Below are 14,132 nucleotides of genomic sequence, written 5' to 3'. Positions count from 1 at the left end.
GTACACTTAGTATGATTCATAAGAAGCATGACTATACATGATAGATATGGAGGCTTACCGTGTTATTAAGTAAAGCCTCCATGTTGTTTATGATGAGTAGCAATAGTATTTATCCAATAATTTTTCTTTGGACATAAATAAATAGCACGGATCATGTTTTTTTAAACTATTAACGGTTATAGAAGAGACTGACAACCAATAAATTGGGAATAATGCCATAGATTTAAAGCCTTTATAATAACGGTTTTCTATTTCCATTGTGTCAAATCCTAATCTTCTTGTACCGCGATTTAACATCGTTATTCCGATAATTCCTTTGATTTCATTGAATTCCGCATGATCATGCAAATATTCTGCAAGCTTGGGTAATGATTTTTCCACCATTTGATGAATGATAAGTGCTCTTCTAATTTCACTGTCGATGTTTTTTACATGACTTATTAACTGGGCATTATGAAGATGGATTTTGATGAATAAATCATTTTTATGAACGACTGTTCCATCAGATAATACATAGTCTCTTCCTTTGTATCTTGTTAAACGTACGCGAAAAATATTTTTTTCTGTTTCTTTACCATTATCAAGATACGTCAGTCGAGTAAACACATAATAGATAGGGTCAATGATGGACCAAAACGACAGTAGATATAACTTAATTTTCATACCTTTTGTCCTTTCATAAAGTTATAACAATACTATTGTGTCTTTGTTCAACATGATTATGCACATTCTATAGGCCCCATTTTCGCTGTAGCAATACTAGCAGAACAAGACACCTTATACTTATTAAACAATAGAAGGGTTATGTACACTTCATTAAGCAAAAAAGTGTCACTTCCCATTACTAACATAATGATGGCTCATTCATGTTCACTAAACCACTTCGTTACTTTTGTCCCTATTCCTACAAATGTTTCGATAATAGCTTGTGCTCCTGCAATGGAAAGAATAAATATAAATGGCCATGCGACGGTTGGAATATAGATATAACAAATAGCTATAATGACAGCACTCCAAATACCTGCACACCAATAGCAATTAACAAGATAACCGAACTTAGACGTTGGTACATTTTTCGTACGTGTATGGCCATCCTCATCAACTTGTTTCTCCTTCCGTAAAAAAGGCCTTCGAATAAATTCCGTTATTTTATCAAACACAATTAAATGAGTCAGTCGATAACTTGCCAAAATGATCATTACATAGGTTATCCAATCAATTTGATACATTTGTGTCCATCCTTTTCATTTTAGTTTACATAATTATATTATCGTTTTGTAAATGTGGTCAGCAATAGTATGTTACGTACATCGCCTATTATGCACAAAAAAACTGCCATGAATGACACGGCAGTTTTTTAAAACGGTTATTCTACGTGAAGCTATACGATTATCTTCTTCGCCAATTAGGTTGTTGTTGATTCCATGGTCCTTGATATGGCATTTGCCCTGGCTGCCCCATTTGACCCATTGGCCCTGAAGGTACTTGCATAGAGCCACCATATACATTAACTTCGTCTACTGTTGTTTGAGTAGAAGTACTGTGTGGATAATAATTAACATTCTTTACTAAATGATGATTGATGTTAGTTGTATGTGAAGGATAAATATGTGCTACTTCACTCTCACTACAAGTATGAACTTCATTGTACTTAGTTGGATAAACAATCGTTTGTTTTGGCATTCCACACCCATAAGGTTTTCGATGTCTCATTTTTAGTCACCTCACTAATTATTATTTCTATACTAGGGTATGTTACTTACGTGGGGTTTGTCTAAGGCATCAACCTAAACGAATTATATTTTTTTCTGATTAGCTATATCATTTTTTAATAAATCAAACACATAGTTAATCGACTGATGTAATTCCATATACCTTTTTCTTTTCACATCTACATAATAGCTGTGAAGTAATAATAATTTAAAGTTTTCTTCTGTAGACTGAATTTGTTGCGGATGTACTTTAACAGACCGTGATTTTACGAATTGCAATGCTTCTTCTAGCCATATTTCAATTTTCTTGAATACAGGTTCAGTATGTTCCTTTACAAAAGAAAAAAATTCAGGGTCACGTTTATTCTCAGGACGTTCATGTGTAAGGTAATATTGTTTTAAATGTGCTAATTCTTTTTCTAAATCTTCTATATATGTTAAAAGTAACAATGATTGACCTCCTCTTTCTTTCTATCATCATTACTGTAACATGATTGATTAAATTAAGCTATTATGCCCCCTCCCGCTCATACATATGCTTCAATTTTGGATCTTCTTCCGTATTTGCTACTTCTAATTGATGCTCGACGCGCTCCATTGTATCAATTAGCCTCGATAACTTTTTCTCACAAACTTCCTTACTGAAGAAAACATGATTCGCAGACATATATTCTTCTCCTCCTTCTTTTCTCATTGTGTAATGTATTCGTTTTGTAGTCATGGAATCCCTTGTTGATGACAAAACTAGAAATAACATGACACCAGCCTGTCATTATAGGTATTTTTTATACAAAAAGAGTCATACTATAAAAAAAAGGAGGGATTATGATGCGCGTAAATAAGAAAAGAAAAATGAACAATGTACGAGAGAAACAACAGAACAAGCAGGTCCCAACGACACACGATAAAAAATTAAATGGCCCAAATCGTCCATCAACCTAACACAAAAGTCGGCATTATGTTATGTAATGTCGACTTTTGTAGATAAATTTTGACTAAAAAACTAGAGACACTCACTGAATTTATTTTCATTTTATACTGTTAAAATAAGCTTTCCTTATACATTTTTATTGAAGATTTCCGTTTCTTAGCGTATGATGTATCTATCCATAAATGATGGATGTGTTGATGATATAGGAGGGAAATTATGCAATATCCGAACGGAAAAAAATCATCAGCTTTTCGACAAACAAATCATACTTCTAAAACAGTATACAGTAACAGGGGGATGTCGCTAGAAGACGATATTAATGATACGAATCAATATTATTTAACTCAGAATTTAGCAATTGTTCATAAAAAGCCAACACCCGTACAGATTGTCAATGTGGATTATCCAAGAAGAAGTGCAGCTGTAATTAAAGAAGCATACTTTAAACAAGCTTCTACTACAGATTATAATGGTGTATATAAAGGGAAATATATCGATTTTGAAGCAAAGGAAACGAAAAATAAACAGTCATTTCCTCTACAAAATATTCATCAGCACCAAATTGATCACATGAAACAAGTTGTTGAACACGGAGGGATTTGTTTTCTATTGATTCGTTTTAGTGTAACGCAAGAGACATTCCTTTTCCCTGCTCAAGCATTATTTAAATATTGGAACTCCCAGTTTAATGGTGGCAGGAAATCCATTCGTTATGAAACTGTGAAACAGAAGGGATATATAATACCGATTAGGTATCAGGCAAAAGTGGATTATTTAGCCGTTATCGATAAGTATTATATGGAGAACGGAGGAACAACTCATGACAGAAAATAATCAATCAAGAATGGAAAGAAGAAAACAACAAAAACAAAAAAAAGATATCAAAAAACCTATTTGGAAAAAAATAATGAGATATGCTCTAATCGCCGTATTAGTGATTGCTTTGGCAGTTGGTGGTTTATTTACTTATTACATTGCTACAGCACCAAGCTTAGACTCTGACTTGTTAGCTGACCCTGCATCTACTAACCTTTATGATATAAATGGCGATGTATTTGCTAAACTAGGTTCCCAAAAAAGAACAAAGATAGCCTTCGATGATATACCACCTACATTGTTAGACGCTGTTCTTGCAACAGAGGATGTTCGTTTCTTTGATCATATAGGGATCGATTTTAAACGAATTGGTGGTGCTATATTAGCTAATATCTCCAGTGGTTTTGGTTCGCAAGGTGCCAGCACTATTACACAACAAGTAGTAAAAGACTCCTTTTTAACTAACGATAAAAAGTTAAAAAGAAAAGTGCAAGAGCAATGGCTAGCATTGAAGTTAGATCGGGAATATACAAAAGAAGAGATTATGGCGATGTACTTGAATAAAATTTATTACGGTGCAGGTGCCTACGGAGCTGCAATGGCAGCCGAAGTATATTTCGGTAAAACAGATTTGAATGATTTAACGCTTGCTGAGTCAGCCATACTCGCTGGTCTTCCGCAACGTCCGTCAGCATATGATCCTTTTGTTAATCCAGACTTAACGAAACAGAGGATGAATACCGTACTTGACTTAATGGTACAGCACAACAAGATTACGGAAGAAGAAGCGGATGAGGCTAGAGACGTTAATATTGAAGAACTATTAACTGAAAAGAAACCTGACTTTGTTAAATATGAAGGATTTATTCAACAAGTTCGTGACGAAGTACAAGAAAAAACAGGAAATGATATTTACCAAGATAGCTTAGAAGTCTATACGACACTTGATCCACAAGCTCAAGAACATGTTGAATTTCTTCTAAGTGATGATGATGAGAATCCAATTCAATTTGAAAATGATGAGATACAAGCAGGACTAACGATTGTTGATACACCAACTGGAGCTATTCGAGCTATCGGTGGAGGTCGTCACCGCGAAAATGATGGCTGGAACTATGCTATTGATGGCGATGGTCGCCAAGGTGGTTCCGTAATGAAACCTATCCTTGCATTTGGTCCAGCAATAGAATACTTAAAATGGTCGACATACCATCAATTAAATGATGACAAGCCATATCCTGTTTCTGGAAGCTCAGATGTTACAAACTGGAACGATCAATATCAAGGCTGGATGAGCATTCGATATGCACTTAATCAATCTTTAAATGTACCAACTTTAAAAACGTTTGAAGAAGTTGGCATGGGTGATGCAAAATCATTTGCAGAAGGTTTAGGGATTCATTTTAAAGAGAATTTAACTATTCGAGATGCGATAGGTGGAACAGCGAACGGTGTAACATCATTAGATATAGCTGGAGCATATGCTGCATTTGGTAATAAAGGAATCTATCATGAACCATATTCCGTAATAAAAGTAGACTATCCAGATCGTCGCTCGGATGAATTAAAATCTGAAGCAGAGGTCGCTATGTCAGACAGTACTGCATACATGGTGACAGACATGCTAAAATCTGTTGTACAAACAGGTACAGCTACAGATGCTAATATTAGCGGTTTACCATTAGCAGGTAAAACAGGTACAACAAATGACTATTCTGATTCATGGTTTGTCGGTTATACGACTAATTATACTGTTTCTGTTTGGACTGGTTATGACGACCATAGCACCATTTCCAATAGAAATACAGCGAAAACACTATTTAAAGAAACGATGTCCTATATTTCTAATGGATTAGAAACGCAAGATTTTGAAAAACCAGATTCGGTTGTAGAAGTTGATATCGAAAAAGGTTCGAACCCTGCAAAACGACCAAGCGAATATACGCCTTCTTCACAAATTGTTACAGAGTTATTTGTGAAAGGCACAGAACCTAATGCTGTTTCTGAAAAGTTTGATGAACTTGATCCTGTTTCTAATTTGACAGGTGATTATGATGAAGAAGCAGAATCAATCAATGTTCAATGGGATTATGATAACAATGAAACACAGTTTAAAGTTTCAGCAGGAACAGATGACGATATGAAAGAATTAACAACAACCGATAATAAGGAAATCGAGATTTCTAATGTTGATAAAGGTAGCACATATACGATTGAAGTAATTGCTCTAAATGATGACATGACTAGTGATCCTGTAACGGTAACAGTCGAAGTTCCTGAAGATGAAGCAGAAGAGCTTTCACAGGTTAGTCAATTAACACAAAGCTACGATCCAGCTAATCGATCAGCCTTAATTAGTTGGGAATATGATGTGAATGAACAAATAGAATTTGAAATCACTGTGCAGGATGAAGGTTCTACAGTAGATCAATTTACTACGAATAACACTTCAATCAATATCACGCAGTTAGAACCAAATAAAACATATACGATACATGTTACACCGAAATCAACAGATGGTGATGGAAGTGGACCATCAGCAAGTGTTCAGGTTACTACTGATAGTGAAGATAATAGTGAACAACCAGAAGAAGAAGAGCCTGAACAGTCTGAGCAAGATAATGACAATCAAGATCAAGCTGAGCAAGAACAAGAAGCTGAAGATCCCGCTGATGAAAACCAGCCAAGTAATGATGAAGAACAAAACACTCAGACTCAGGAAGATGGTGAGAACTAAAGTATAATCAATGATCGTGGGAGTTGACTAACTTCCGTCCCTCTCCGGTCATCATACGTACGATTCTCTATACGACGATTTCATTTCAGTAAAAACGTAAAATTATAAATAACGAATTAACAAGTTTTCTAGCCCTTGGCTTCCCTAGTATCGGTTGCCAGGGGCTTTTTGTAAAATAGAACTAAGGAAAATCCTGTTCTCACAAAAACAAAGTTGATGAAGTACTACTAAACCACCCACAAATTACCTTTATCTCATTATATAGCTCATCATGCTCACCTTCATCCACATATACAATCACAAAAAAGCTTGTAGAAGTTCTATCCTTCTACAAGCCTACATATAAATTCTGTTTTTAGTTATACTTGATATTTATTAACTGCTGAAAAATTAAAGACTTATTTAACTTCACCAACTACTAACAATTGACCACCGGTGTTATTACCAACTTGCTGTTTAGCCAAAATACCTATGAATTGCTCACCGCTAAAATCAATGTCCACATCTTTCATCTCACCTGGTTCTAATTCTAAATCTTTTATCACAGTCTGATTGTTATCATTTTGACAAACGAAACGGTAAGAGTCAAATCACCATCTGATTTGTAATATAGACTACCATCAAAATGTGAATATTTATGTTCCCCATTTAACCAAACATATTGCGTAAAACTGTTAAGACGATCAAAATCTATTGCACTATCATATTTTTCGCCTTGAATAGTAACATTTTCCTTCGGTTTCGCTCCTCCCGATTCACGAAAAATTTCTGATACTTGTATACTTTTAGAATTCTCTCCTATTTCAACTGTATTTTCACTTCGATTATAATTAACTGTTTCCTTTAGGAAATCGCTTGCTAATACATAAGAAAGATATACATGGTTTTATATTCTATCAAGTTATATAATTTTTGTGATTCTGCATCATAATCAGAACGGTTAATATACTCATCATTCGCATCAATATAAAATTCATTAACCTCAATGATTCCTCCATCATTCTCATCAAACTGCGGTTCAAATTGGTAATCTGCTTTTCCTTCGATTACTTCAACATATTGATTATCCTGATCATAAGTCAATTCATAGTCAGCCACTGTAGTAATAAAATCAGCGTTTATATAAACTTCACCTTCAGATTCGATCAAAATATCTTGATCCAATGGAAACTCGATTTCTTCCCCGTCATGTGTAACCTTCTCTACTTCTAGCACATTTATATTTTGGGCGAATTCCGACATCTCACCACTTTTTCGAGTTTCAATGTCTTCTTTGGCGTTAATTGGCTATCAAATTCATTTTATCTAATCAAAAGGAACGATTCATCATTCTTAGCTAGGTAAAATAGACTGTTTCATATTTAATTTTTTTAAACCATAGAAAAGAGCTTGCTCCTGCACAACGATTAGGAATTGCCTATAAAGCTAGGCTTTAATTAGTGGGACTTTTAAACTGATTGCTGATTGTTAGCGAAACGTATCAGGTATTTAGCTCCGTTTCTCCTACACTTTAGCGACCTTGTTTTAACTCGAACCTTGAAGTGGGGGTTTTACGGACATTTGCACCATGATCAAAAGTTCAATTGTCTTTCAAGCGAACTTTGCTGGAATAAAATTAAAAAATAGGTTAAGATATGTCCAGTTGCTTTGTAATAAGTAGACAAAATGGGGTGAAATAATGAGTTATAGTAAAACGGCGAAAACAATAGAAACAAATAGGTTACTTCTTCGGTTATTTAATGAAACAGATGCTCCAGAGGTTGCTATGTTATGTAATAATTACAATCTTTATAAGAACACTTTATATTTGCCGTATCCGTATTCAATAGAAGACGCTCTCGTTTGGATAAAACATCACCTTGATAATTTTAATGATGATAAGTATTTTGAATTTGCTATTACAGATAAGACTACTGGAAAGTTATACGGAGCAATAGCATTGTCAAATCATCAACAGTTTAATAATGGAGAGATCGCTTATTGGATTGGAGAAGAATATTGGGGACATGGCTATGCTACAGAGGCAGCTAAAGCTATACTTGAATTTGGCTTTGTTGAAAAGGGATACAATAAAGTGTTTGCACGCTACTTTCATTCAAATCCAGCTTCAGGTAGAGTTATAGAGAAAATAGGTATGAAGAAAGAAGGTACCCTAAGAGAACATGTAAAAAAAGATGGAGGATACTTAGATCTTATTTATTTTGGCATACTAAAACACGAGACAAATTTCTTTAAATAACAAGTGGGCTTAAAAAGGCCATATACTACACTTATTAGCAAACGCTTGGATACACCTTCATCAGTTAGGAAATTTGGACTCTAATATTTATGCATATGCTCAAAACGACGCAAAAAAACAGTAGAAGTAGTCAATCGCTACTCTACTGCTTTTTCCATTTGTTTCATTCGTTTTTGACCTTCACGACATATTTCTAGAAGTGGACAAGTATCACATTGTGGGCTTTTTGCTTTACAGTGATATCGACCGAAGAATATAAGACGATGATGGGTATTGCTCCATTCTTCTTTTGGAACTTTTCTCATTAAAGTCTTTTCGACTTCTAACACACTATCTTTCCAACGGCAAATACCTAAACGTTTAGCTACTCTCTCCACATGGGTATCTACTGCAATTGCCGGAACCCCAAATGCCACCGATGCAACTACATTTGCTGTTTTCCGGCCAACACCAGCTAATTTTTCTAGTTCTTCTTTTGTATTAGGAACCACACCATCATATTCCTCTATCAGCATTTCACACAACTTACGAATGTTTTTTGATTTATTGCGGTATAAACCAATAGAACGAATATCGTGCTGTAGCTCTTCTAATGAAACAGCTAAATAATCTTCTGGGGTTTTATACTTTTTAAATAGATCTTTTGTCACTTTATTGACTAACGCATCTGTACATTGTGCGGATAAAACTACAGCAATTAACAACTCAAATGGATTATCATGAACTAACTCGCACTCTGCATCAGGAAACATTTCTTCAATTTTCTCTAAAGCAAAATTAATATCTTTTTTTGTTAACATAATTTCTCCTTAATCCTCCAACCAATTATAATATAGCGTTTTATCATATGGATGTTCTTTTTTTGCGGTCTGGTTTTGCTGATTTGTGTGAAAGGATTTGCTTGTTTGTTGTGCCTCTTGTGATGTTTTGATCCCTTTCTTTTGCCATTCGATTAAAATCCTATCGATATATTTGAAATTAATTTTCCCCATTAAAACGGCTTCTCTTAATGCTGCATAGATAAGGGATAGATCATAATTATCTTCATCAATCCAATTATTAATCATTTCTATTTCAAAAGGTGACAAAGGTCTGCCAAATTCTCTTTCAAATTTTTGAAAAACCTCACCCACTTTGTTTTCGGTTTTAGCAGGTTTCTGTTCATTCATAGTATATAATTTTGTCCATAATGGCTCAAGAGAGTATACTTCCCTCATTACTTGACTGTCCTCTTGCGCTTCTTCAATAGATAAAAAATCCTTTTGCATTAACTGCCGCATTTGATTCGTACAATCTTCTGTAGAAATCGTTAAATGTTGTGCTATTTCCTCTGGTGTAAGAAAATCAATTCCTTTTATTTGTGCCGCATATATTTGCAATATGATTGCTAACTGTGTTTCGCTTAAGCCGAAAGTACTAAACCTTTCTATTAATAAGGCAGGAATATTAATCTGATCTTGCATAATAAACTGTATATTTCTTTTCACTGTTAATACCACCTTCAAACTATATAATACCACGAACCTCCGTAAACTACATGTATCAAACATAACTTTCTTTCCTACTTATATAAAAAAACTTACGCAGTCTAAAAGCGAGAGTACACGTTACTCCGTGTTTGATACTTCATGAAATGCGCTCACTCTTTCTGATGGATTGATAGTGGGTAACTTATCGCTACGTCAGAATACTCCGCTTTCACCCTCTGGGCACAAGCGCAACATCTATTCAAGCGCAGATCGCTTTCATAGTGTTTTCTATGCCATGGGCGCGGCTTCAACTAACTTTGCCAACAAAAACGTTTGGCAAAGTGGATTTTCAGCTCACGCTGTTCCCATAGGAGTCTCCGTATTCTGCCTTCGCTAGATTTACACGTTCTGATGTTTGAGAGAAAACAACGAAGGTTAGAACACGATGGTCGCATGTGCTAAGGGTAGAGATATCCGTGCCACATATAAAAAGCAATCTCCTACCCGAGATGTGATTTTAACATGTTTCTACTTGCAAACATTAGATCGCATCACATAGCGGAGACAAAACACGAAGACTCTTGCGGGAACAGTACGAGCTGAAGATCCACTTTGGGAAGTGGTTTTCTTCCCAAAGTTAGCAGACCGCCGTACCATGCAGCATAGAAAACACTATGAGAGCGTTCTTTGCTTGAGTAGATGTTGCACTTGTACCCAGAGGGTGAAAGCGTAGTGTTTTGTCGGAGCTTATGCCAGCACTCATCATCAATAGAATGGGAGAAAGTCTAGCCCACAGGAGACTCACGTTTTTAGACTGCGTATGTTGAGGAATTCAGATAGGAAAATCCGAACTATCTGAGTATAGATCGTTCGGATTCCTTTACTTATTATTTAGTTAGACTCACTTTTTAACCCTTCCATGCTTATTAAGGATATAAACGATTTAATAGTCTTGGGAATGGAATTGTTTCTCGTACGTGCTCTGCACCACTAATCCATGCCACAGTACGTTCTAATCCTAAACCAAACCCGGCATGTGGTACACTACCATATTTTCTTAGTTCTAAATACCACTGATATGCGTCACCTGAAAGACTATGTTCCTCATAACGTTGCTCCATTAATGCTAAATCGTCAATACGAGCTGAGCCACCAATAATCTCTCCGTATCCTTCAGGAGCTATTAAGTCTGCACATAATACGACATCATCACGTTCTGGATCTGGTTTCATATAAAATGCTTTAATGTCTTTTGGATAATGTGTAATGAATACTGGCTGATCAAAACTTTCTGCAATAGCTGTTTCATGCGGAGCACCGAAATCTTCTCCCCATTCAATATCAGTAAAGCCCTTTTCTTTTAGTAATTCAATTGCCTTATCATAAGTTATGCGTGGGAATGGTGCTTTAATTTTTTCTAAAGTTTCTACATTTCTACCTAATGTCTTCAACTCTAATTGACAATTTTCAAGTACCGATTCAACAATGTACTGTACATAATTTTCTTGAATTTCTAGACTTTCTTCATGCGTAACGAAAGCCATTTCGGGTTCAATCATCCAGAATTCAATTAAATGTCTTCTCGTTTTAGATTTTTCCGCTCTAAAAGTAGGTCCAAATGAGAACACACGTCCAAGAGCCATAGCAGCTGCTTCCATATACAATTGTCCACTTTGTGATAAATACGCCTCTTCATCAAAGTATTGCGTATGGAATAATTCTGTTGTTCCTTCTGGAGCTGAGCCTGTTAAGATAGGTGGATCCACTTTAATAAAGTCTTCTTTTTCAAAGAACTTATACGTTGCTTGGATAATTTGATTACGAATCTTCATAATAGCATGTTGTTTTTTAGAACGTAACCATAAATGACGGTGATCCATTAAAAACTCTGTACCATGCTCTTTCGGTGTAATCGGATAGTCTGTTGCTTCATGAATCACTTCCATGTTTTTCACTTGCATTTCATAACCGAATGGTGATCGAGTATCTTCTACAATCGTACCAGTTACATAAAGAGAGGACTCTTGCGTAACAGATTTTGCTAATTGGAAAGCTTCCTCTGACACATCAGCTTTTACGACAACACCTTGGATAAACCCTGTACCATCGCGAAGCTGTAAGAAAGCAATTTTTCCACTTGACCTTTTATTAGCAACCCATACTCCTAATGTTACCTCCTGATTAAGATATTTTGCTACTTGATTAATCGTTGTTTTCATTCTATTTCCTCCACAATCCTTCGTACTTATTGATGATTTTCAACAAATCGTTTCATTCTTTTCGCTGCTTCTTCTAATTGCTCTAATGAAATAGCATAGGAGAGGCGAATATTATTCGGCGCACCAAATCCAGAACCTGGTACTACCGCAACTTTTTCTTCTTCTAATAGTGCTGTTACCCATTCATCTACTGTATTGAATCCGTTCATTTCAACAGCTTTTTTTACATTAGGGAAAAGATAAAATGCACCTTTCGGCTTCACACATTCGATTCCTGGTATAGCAACAAGCCATTCATATAACTTCTCTAATCGTTCACTAAATGCTTGACGCATTTCCTCTACAGGCTCTGCAGAACCTTCATAAGCAGCTTGTGCTGCAACCTGAGCGATCGATGTTGGGTTAGATGTTGAATGTGATGCTAAATTAGACATTGCTTTAATTATTTGTTGATTCCCTACCGCATAACCTATTCTCCATCCAGTCATAGAATGTGACTTTGACACACCATTAATAATAACTGTCTGTTCTTTTAATTCTGGTGAAATTTCAGCAATTGATACATGTTTAGTTGATGTATAGATTAATTTTTCATAAATTTCATCAGAAACAATTAGTACGTTATGTTTTAAACATATTTCGCCAAGAGCTTCTAATTCTTCTTTTTCATACATAACACCTGTAGGATTGCTTGGCGAATTAATAATAACTGCCCTCGTTTTGTCAGTAATTGCGTGTTCTAATTGATCGGGTGTTAATTTAAATTCATTAGCTTCCTTTGCCTCCACAATTACTGGATTTCCTTCAGCAAGCTTGATTTGCTCTGGGTAACTTACCCAGTAAGGTGCAGGAACAATAACTTCGTCGCCTTTATTTAAAAGAACTTGGAATAACGTATATAGACCATGTTTTGCCCCAATTGTTACGATAATTTGATCTAATCCGTAATCTAGGCCTTGGTCTTGCTTCATTTTTGTCTGGATAGCTTGTTTTAACTCCACTGTTCCGCCTGCAGGTGTATATTTAGTAAAACCATCATACATTGCTTTAGAAGCAGCTGCTAAAATATGCTCAGGTGTATTGAAATCAGGTTCACCTGCACCTAAACCAATTACATCGTGTCCAGCTTGTTTTAATTCCTTCGCTTTCGCTGTGATTGCTAAGGTTGATGATGGTGTTAATGTTTGCACTCTATTTGCTAGTTCCATACGTCTGAATCACCTTTCTATTATTGAAATGATGGATTTAATGTTAAACGGTAATGCGATTTATCTTTTAATACTACATTTTCATAGACAAGTCTGTCCTGATTATCAAAATATTTAATTTCCAAAATTGGTATGTCATTATCAATACCAATTTCAGAGCCCAAGTATTCACAACCACTACATCTGTTTTGCCACTCAGCTAATAATGTATCTTCTGAATAAAACGCATCCTTTTTAAAGACTTTAAAATCCCATTCGTCTTCATTATTATCTTCATCTTTATCAGGTTGGTAAACAAATGTGAAAACTGCTTCGTTATCATCTGTTTCACCATCTACTACATAGTATAACTGGTCACCATGATAACGTTCAATGCTATGTATAACATTTAGAGAAGTATTTTCCTTTACTAATTCTGTTATTTCATCAAAGTATTCTGTCTTACTATTTATTGCATCTTGATAAACAATAATAAAATAAGTGATTGCAGCCAAGAGCACAATAATCGCTATCGTTACAGTCACTAACAACTTATTAAGTCCGATAAATGGTGAATATAGCTTTTTCATTATTTTCCTCACTTAATGTTAGTCCAAACATAAGATTGTCTTCCTTTAATGTACGATTTAGACTATCGACTACTTTGTACAAATCATCCGTATACGTCAATTGTACAGTAGACAATGTTGTAATTTTTGGTTCGCTTATTTTAAACACCTCCGGCTAACGGCCATTTACTTATAAAAAATCACCATCATTGTTCCCTTAGTATGAAAAAAACACTCTTGTACCCATTTTGAT

17 protein-coding genes are annotated in these 14,132 nt (G+C 35.3%); 4 read left to right on the top strand and 13 right to left on the bottom strand.

Annotation, left to right across the window (positions count from 1 at the left end):
- Positions 1–87 precede the first annotated feature (87 nt).
- The 5 genes from SH601_RS09170 to SH601_RS09150 form a co-directional block, all read right to left on the bottom strand.
- Positions 88–657, bottom strand: a complete 570-nt coding sequence (locus SH601_RS09170; protein WP_319958134.1) for a YkoP family protein — start codon at positions 655–657, stop codon at positions 88–90.
- A gap of 203 nt (positions 658–860) precedes the next feature.
- On the bottom strand, positions 861–1,229 hold the full coding sequence (locus tag SH601_RS09165) for a DUF1360 domain-containing protein (RefSeq protein WP_319957989.1): 369 nt from the start codon (positions 1,227–1,229) through the stop codon (positions 861–863).
- A 160-nt stretch (positions 1,230–1,389) separates the two neighbouring features.
- A complete protein-coding gene (locus SH601_RS09160; RefSeq protein ID WP_319957988.1) occupies positions 1,390–1,713 on the bottom strand; it encodes a spore coat protein in 324 nt (107 codons plus the stop codon).
- Between the two features lie 83 nt (positions 1,714–1,796).
- On the bottom strand, positions 1,797–2,162 hold the full coding sequence (locus SH601_RS09155) for a DUF1798 family protein (RefSeq protein ID WP_319957987.1): 366 nt from the start codon (positions 2,160–2,162) through the stop codon (positions 1,797–1,799).
- A gap of 61 nt (positions 2,163–2,223) precedes the next feature.
- The gene (locus SH601_RS09150; RefSeq protein ID WP_319957986.1) at positions 2,224–2,379 is read right to left on the bottom strand and encodes a hypothetical protein; all 156 of its coding nucleotides are present in this window, start codon (positions 2,377–2,379) and stop codon (positions 2,224–2,226) included.
- Between the two features lie 161 nt (positions 2,380–2,540).
- On the opposite strand from SH601_RS09150, the gene SH601_RS09145 reads away from it, so the two are divergent.
- From SH601_RS09145 to SH601_RS09135, 3 genes are all read left to right on the top strand, one after another.
- On the top strand, positions 2,541–2,654 hold the full coding sequence (locus SH601_RS09145; protein ID WP_319957985.1) for a spore protein: 114 nt from the start codon (positions 2,541–2,543) through the stop codon (positions 2,652–2,654).
- A gap of 205 nt (positions 2,655–2,859) precedes the next feature.
- Positions 2,860–3,477 carry a Holliday junction resolvase RecU gene (recU, locus tag SH601_RS09140; RefSeq protein WP_319957984.1) on the top strand — a complete coding sequence of 206 codons (618 nt, stop codon included), beginning with the start codon at positions 2,860–2,862 and terminating at the stop codon, positions 3,475–3,477.
- On the top strand, positions 3,464–6,196 hold the full coding sequence (locus tag SH601_RS09135) for a PBP1A family penicillin-binding protein (protein ID WP_319957983.1): 2,733 nt from the start codon (positions 3,464–3,466) through the stop codon (positions 6,194–6,196). Before recU ends, SH601_RS09135 begins: the two co-directional genes overlap by 14 nt.
- A 398-nt stretch (positions 6,197–6,594) precedes the next feature.
- Here SH601_RS09135 and SH601_RS09130 read toward each other — a convergent pair whose 3' ends face one another.
- Both SH601_RS09130 and SH601_RS09125 read right to left on the bottom strand, forming a co-directional pair.
- Entirely contained in the window at positions 6,595–6,741 is a 147-nt protein-coding gene (locus SH601_RS09130) for a hypothetical protein (RefSeq protein WP_319957982.1), read from the bottom strand.
- A gap of 313 nt (positions 6,742–7,054) precedes the next feature.
- Positions 7,055–7,438 carry a hypothetical protein gene (locus SH601_RS09125; RefSeq protein ID WP_319957981.1) on the bottom strand — a complete coding sequence of 128 codons (384 nt, stop codon included), beginning with the start codon at positions 7,436–7,438 and terminating at the stop codon, positions 7,055–7,057.
- 436 nt (positions 7,439–7,874) lie between these two features.
- Between SH601_RS09125 and SH601_RS09120 the strand changes: the two genes are divergently transcribed.
- A complete protein-coding gene (locus tag SH601_RS09120) occupies positions 7,875–8,435 on the top strand; it encodes a GNAT family N-acetyltransferase (protein WP_319957980.1) in 561 nt (186 codons plus the stop codon).
- A 137-nt stretch (positions 8,436–8,572) separates the two neighbouring features.
- Here SH601_RS09120 and nth read toward each other — a convergent pair whose 3' ends face one another.
- From nth to SH601_RS09090, 6 genes are all read right to left on the bottom strand, one after another.
- Positions 8,573–9,235 carry an endonuclease III gene (nth, locus tag SH601_RS09115; RefSeq protein WP_319957979.1) on the bottom strand — a complete coding sequence of 221 codons (663 nt, stop codon included), beginning with the start codon at positions 9,233–9,235 and terminating at the stop codon, positions 8,573–8,575.
- Between the two features lie 9 nt (positions 9,236–9,244).
- Complete coding sequence (locus SH601_RS09110) at positions 9,245–9,922, bottom strand: DnaD domain-containing protein (protein WP_319957978.1); 678 nt, start codon at positions 9,920–9,922, stop codon at positions 9,245–9,247.
- A gap of 908 nt (positions 9,923–10,830) precedes the next feature.
- A complete protein-coding gene (asnS, locus tag SH601_RS09105) occupies positions 10,831–12,123 on the bottom strand; it encodes an asparagine--tRNA ligase (RefSeq protein ID WP_319957977.1) in 1,293 nt (430 codons plus the stop codon).
- 26 nt (positions 12,124–12,149) lie between these two features.
- The gene (locus tag SH601_RS09100; protein ID WP_319957976.1) at positions 12,150–13,331 is read right to left on the bottom strand and encodes a pyridoxal phosphate-dependent aminotransferase; all 1,182 of its coding nucleotides are present in this window, start codon (positions 13,329–13,331) and stop codon (positions 12,150–12,152) included.
- 20 nt (positions 13,332–13,351) lie between these two features.
- The gene (locus SH601_RS09095; protein ID WP_319957975.1) at positions 13,352–13,900 is read right to left on the bottom strand and encodes a cell wall elongation regulator TseB-like domain-containing protein; all 549 of its coding nucleotides are present in this window, start codon (positions 13,898–13,900) and stop codon (positions 13,352–13,354) included.
- Positions 13,866–14,039, bottom strand: coding sequence for a YpmA family protein (locus SH601_RS09090; RefSeq protein ID WP_319958133.1), 174 nt, complete (start codon positions 14,037–14,039; stop codon positions 13,866–13,868). The genes SH601_RS09095 and SH601_RS09090 overlap by 35 nt, the downstream gene beginning before the upstream one ends.
- Positions 14,040–14,132: the final 93 nt, after the last annotated feature.

It is taken from the genome of Gracilibacillus pellucidus, assembly GCF_033949965.1.
Lineage (GTDB): Bacteria > Bacillota > Bacilli > Bacillales > Amphibacillaceae > Gracilibacillus > Gracilibacillus pellucidus.
Note: the sequence above shows the minus strand (reverse complement) of the source record. Positions and strands in the feature narration are given on the sequence as shown.

Excerpts from the sequence above, each read along its gene's own strand:
- SH601_RS09165 (WP_319957989.1), bottom strand. The coding sequence starts at position 1,229 with ATGTATCAAATTGATTGGATAACCTATGTAATGATCATTTTGGCAAGT.
- SH601_RS09160 (WP_319957988.1), bottom strand. The coding sequence starts at position 1,713 with ATGAGACATCGAAAACCTTATGGGTGTGGAATGCCAAAACAAACGATT.
- SH601_RS09150 (WP_319957986.1), bottom strand. The coding sequence starts at position 2,379 with ATGTCTGCGAATCATGTTTTCTTCAGTAAGGAAGTTTGTGAGAAAAAG.
- SH601_RS09145 (WP_319957985.1), top strand. The coding sequence starts at position 2,541 with ATGCGCGTAAATAAGAAAAGAAAAATGAACAATGTACGAGAGAAACAA.
- recU (WP_319957984.1), top strand. The coding sequence starts at position 2,860 with ATGCAATATCCGAACGGAAAAAAATCATCAGCTTTTCGACAAACAAAT.
- SH601_RS09135 (WP_319957983.1), top strand. The coding sequence starts at position 3,464 with ATGACAGAAAATAATCAATCAAGAATGGAAAGAAGAAAACAACAAAAA.
- SH601_RS09125 (WP_319957981.1), bottom strand. The coding sequence starts at position 7,438 with ATGTCGGAATTCGCCCAAAATATAAATGTGCTAGAAGTAGAGAAGGTT.
- SH601_RS09120 (WP_319957980.1), top strand. The coding sequence starts at position 7,875 with ATGAGTTATAGTAAAACGGCGAAAACAATAGAAACAAATAGGTTACTT.
- nth (WP_319957979.1), bottom strand. The coding sequence starts at position 9,235 with ATGTTAACAAAAAAAGATATTAATTTTGCTTTAGAGAAAATTGAAGAA.
- asnS (WP_319957977.1), bottom strand. The coding sequence starts at position 12,123 with ATGAAAACAACGATTAATCAAGTAGCAAAATATCTTAATCAGGAGGTA.
- SH601_RS09100 (WP_319957976.1), bottom strand. The coding sequence starts at position 13,331 with ATGGAACTAGCAAATAGAGTGCAAACATTAACACCATCATCAACCTTA.
- SH601_RS09095 (WP_319957975.1), bottom strand. The coding sequence starts at position 13,900 with ATGAAAAAGCTATATTCACCATTTATCGGACTTAATAAGTTGTTAGTG.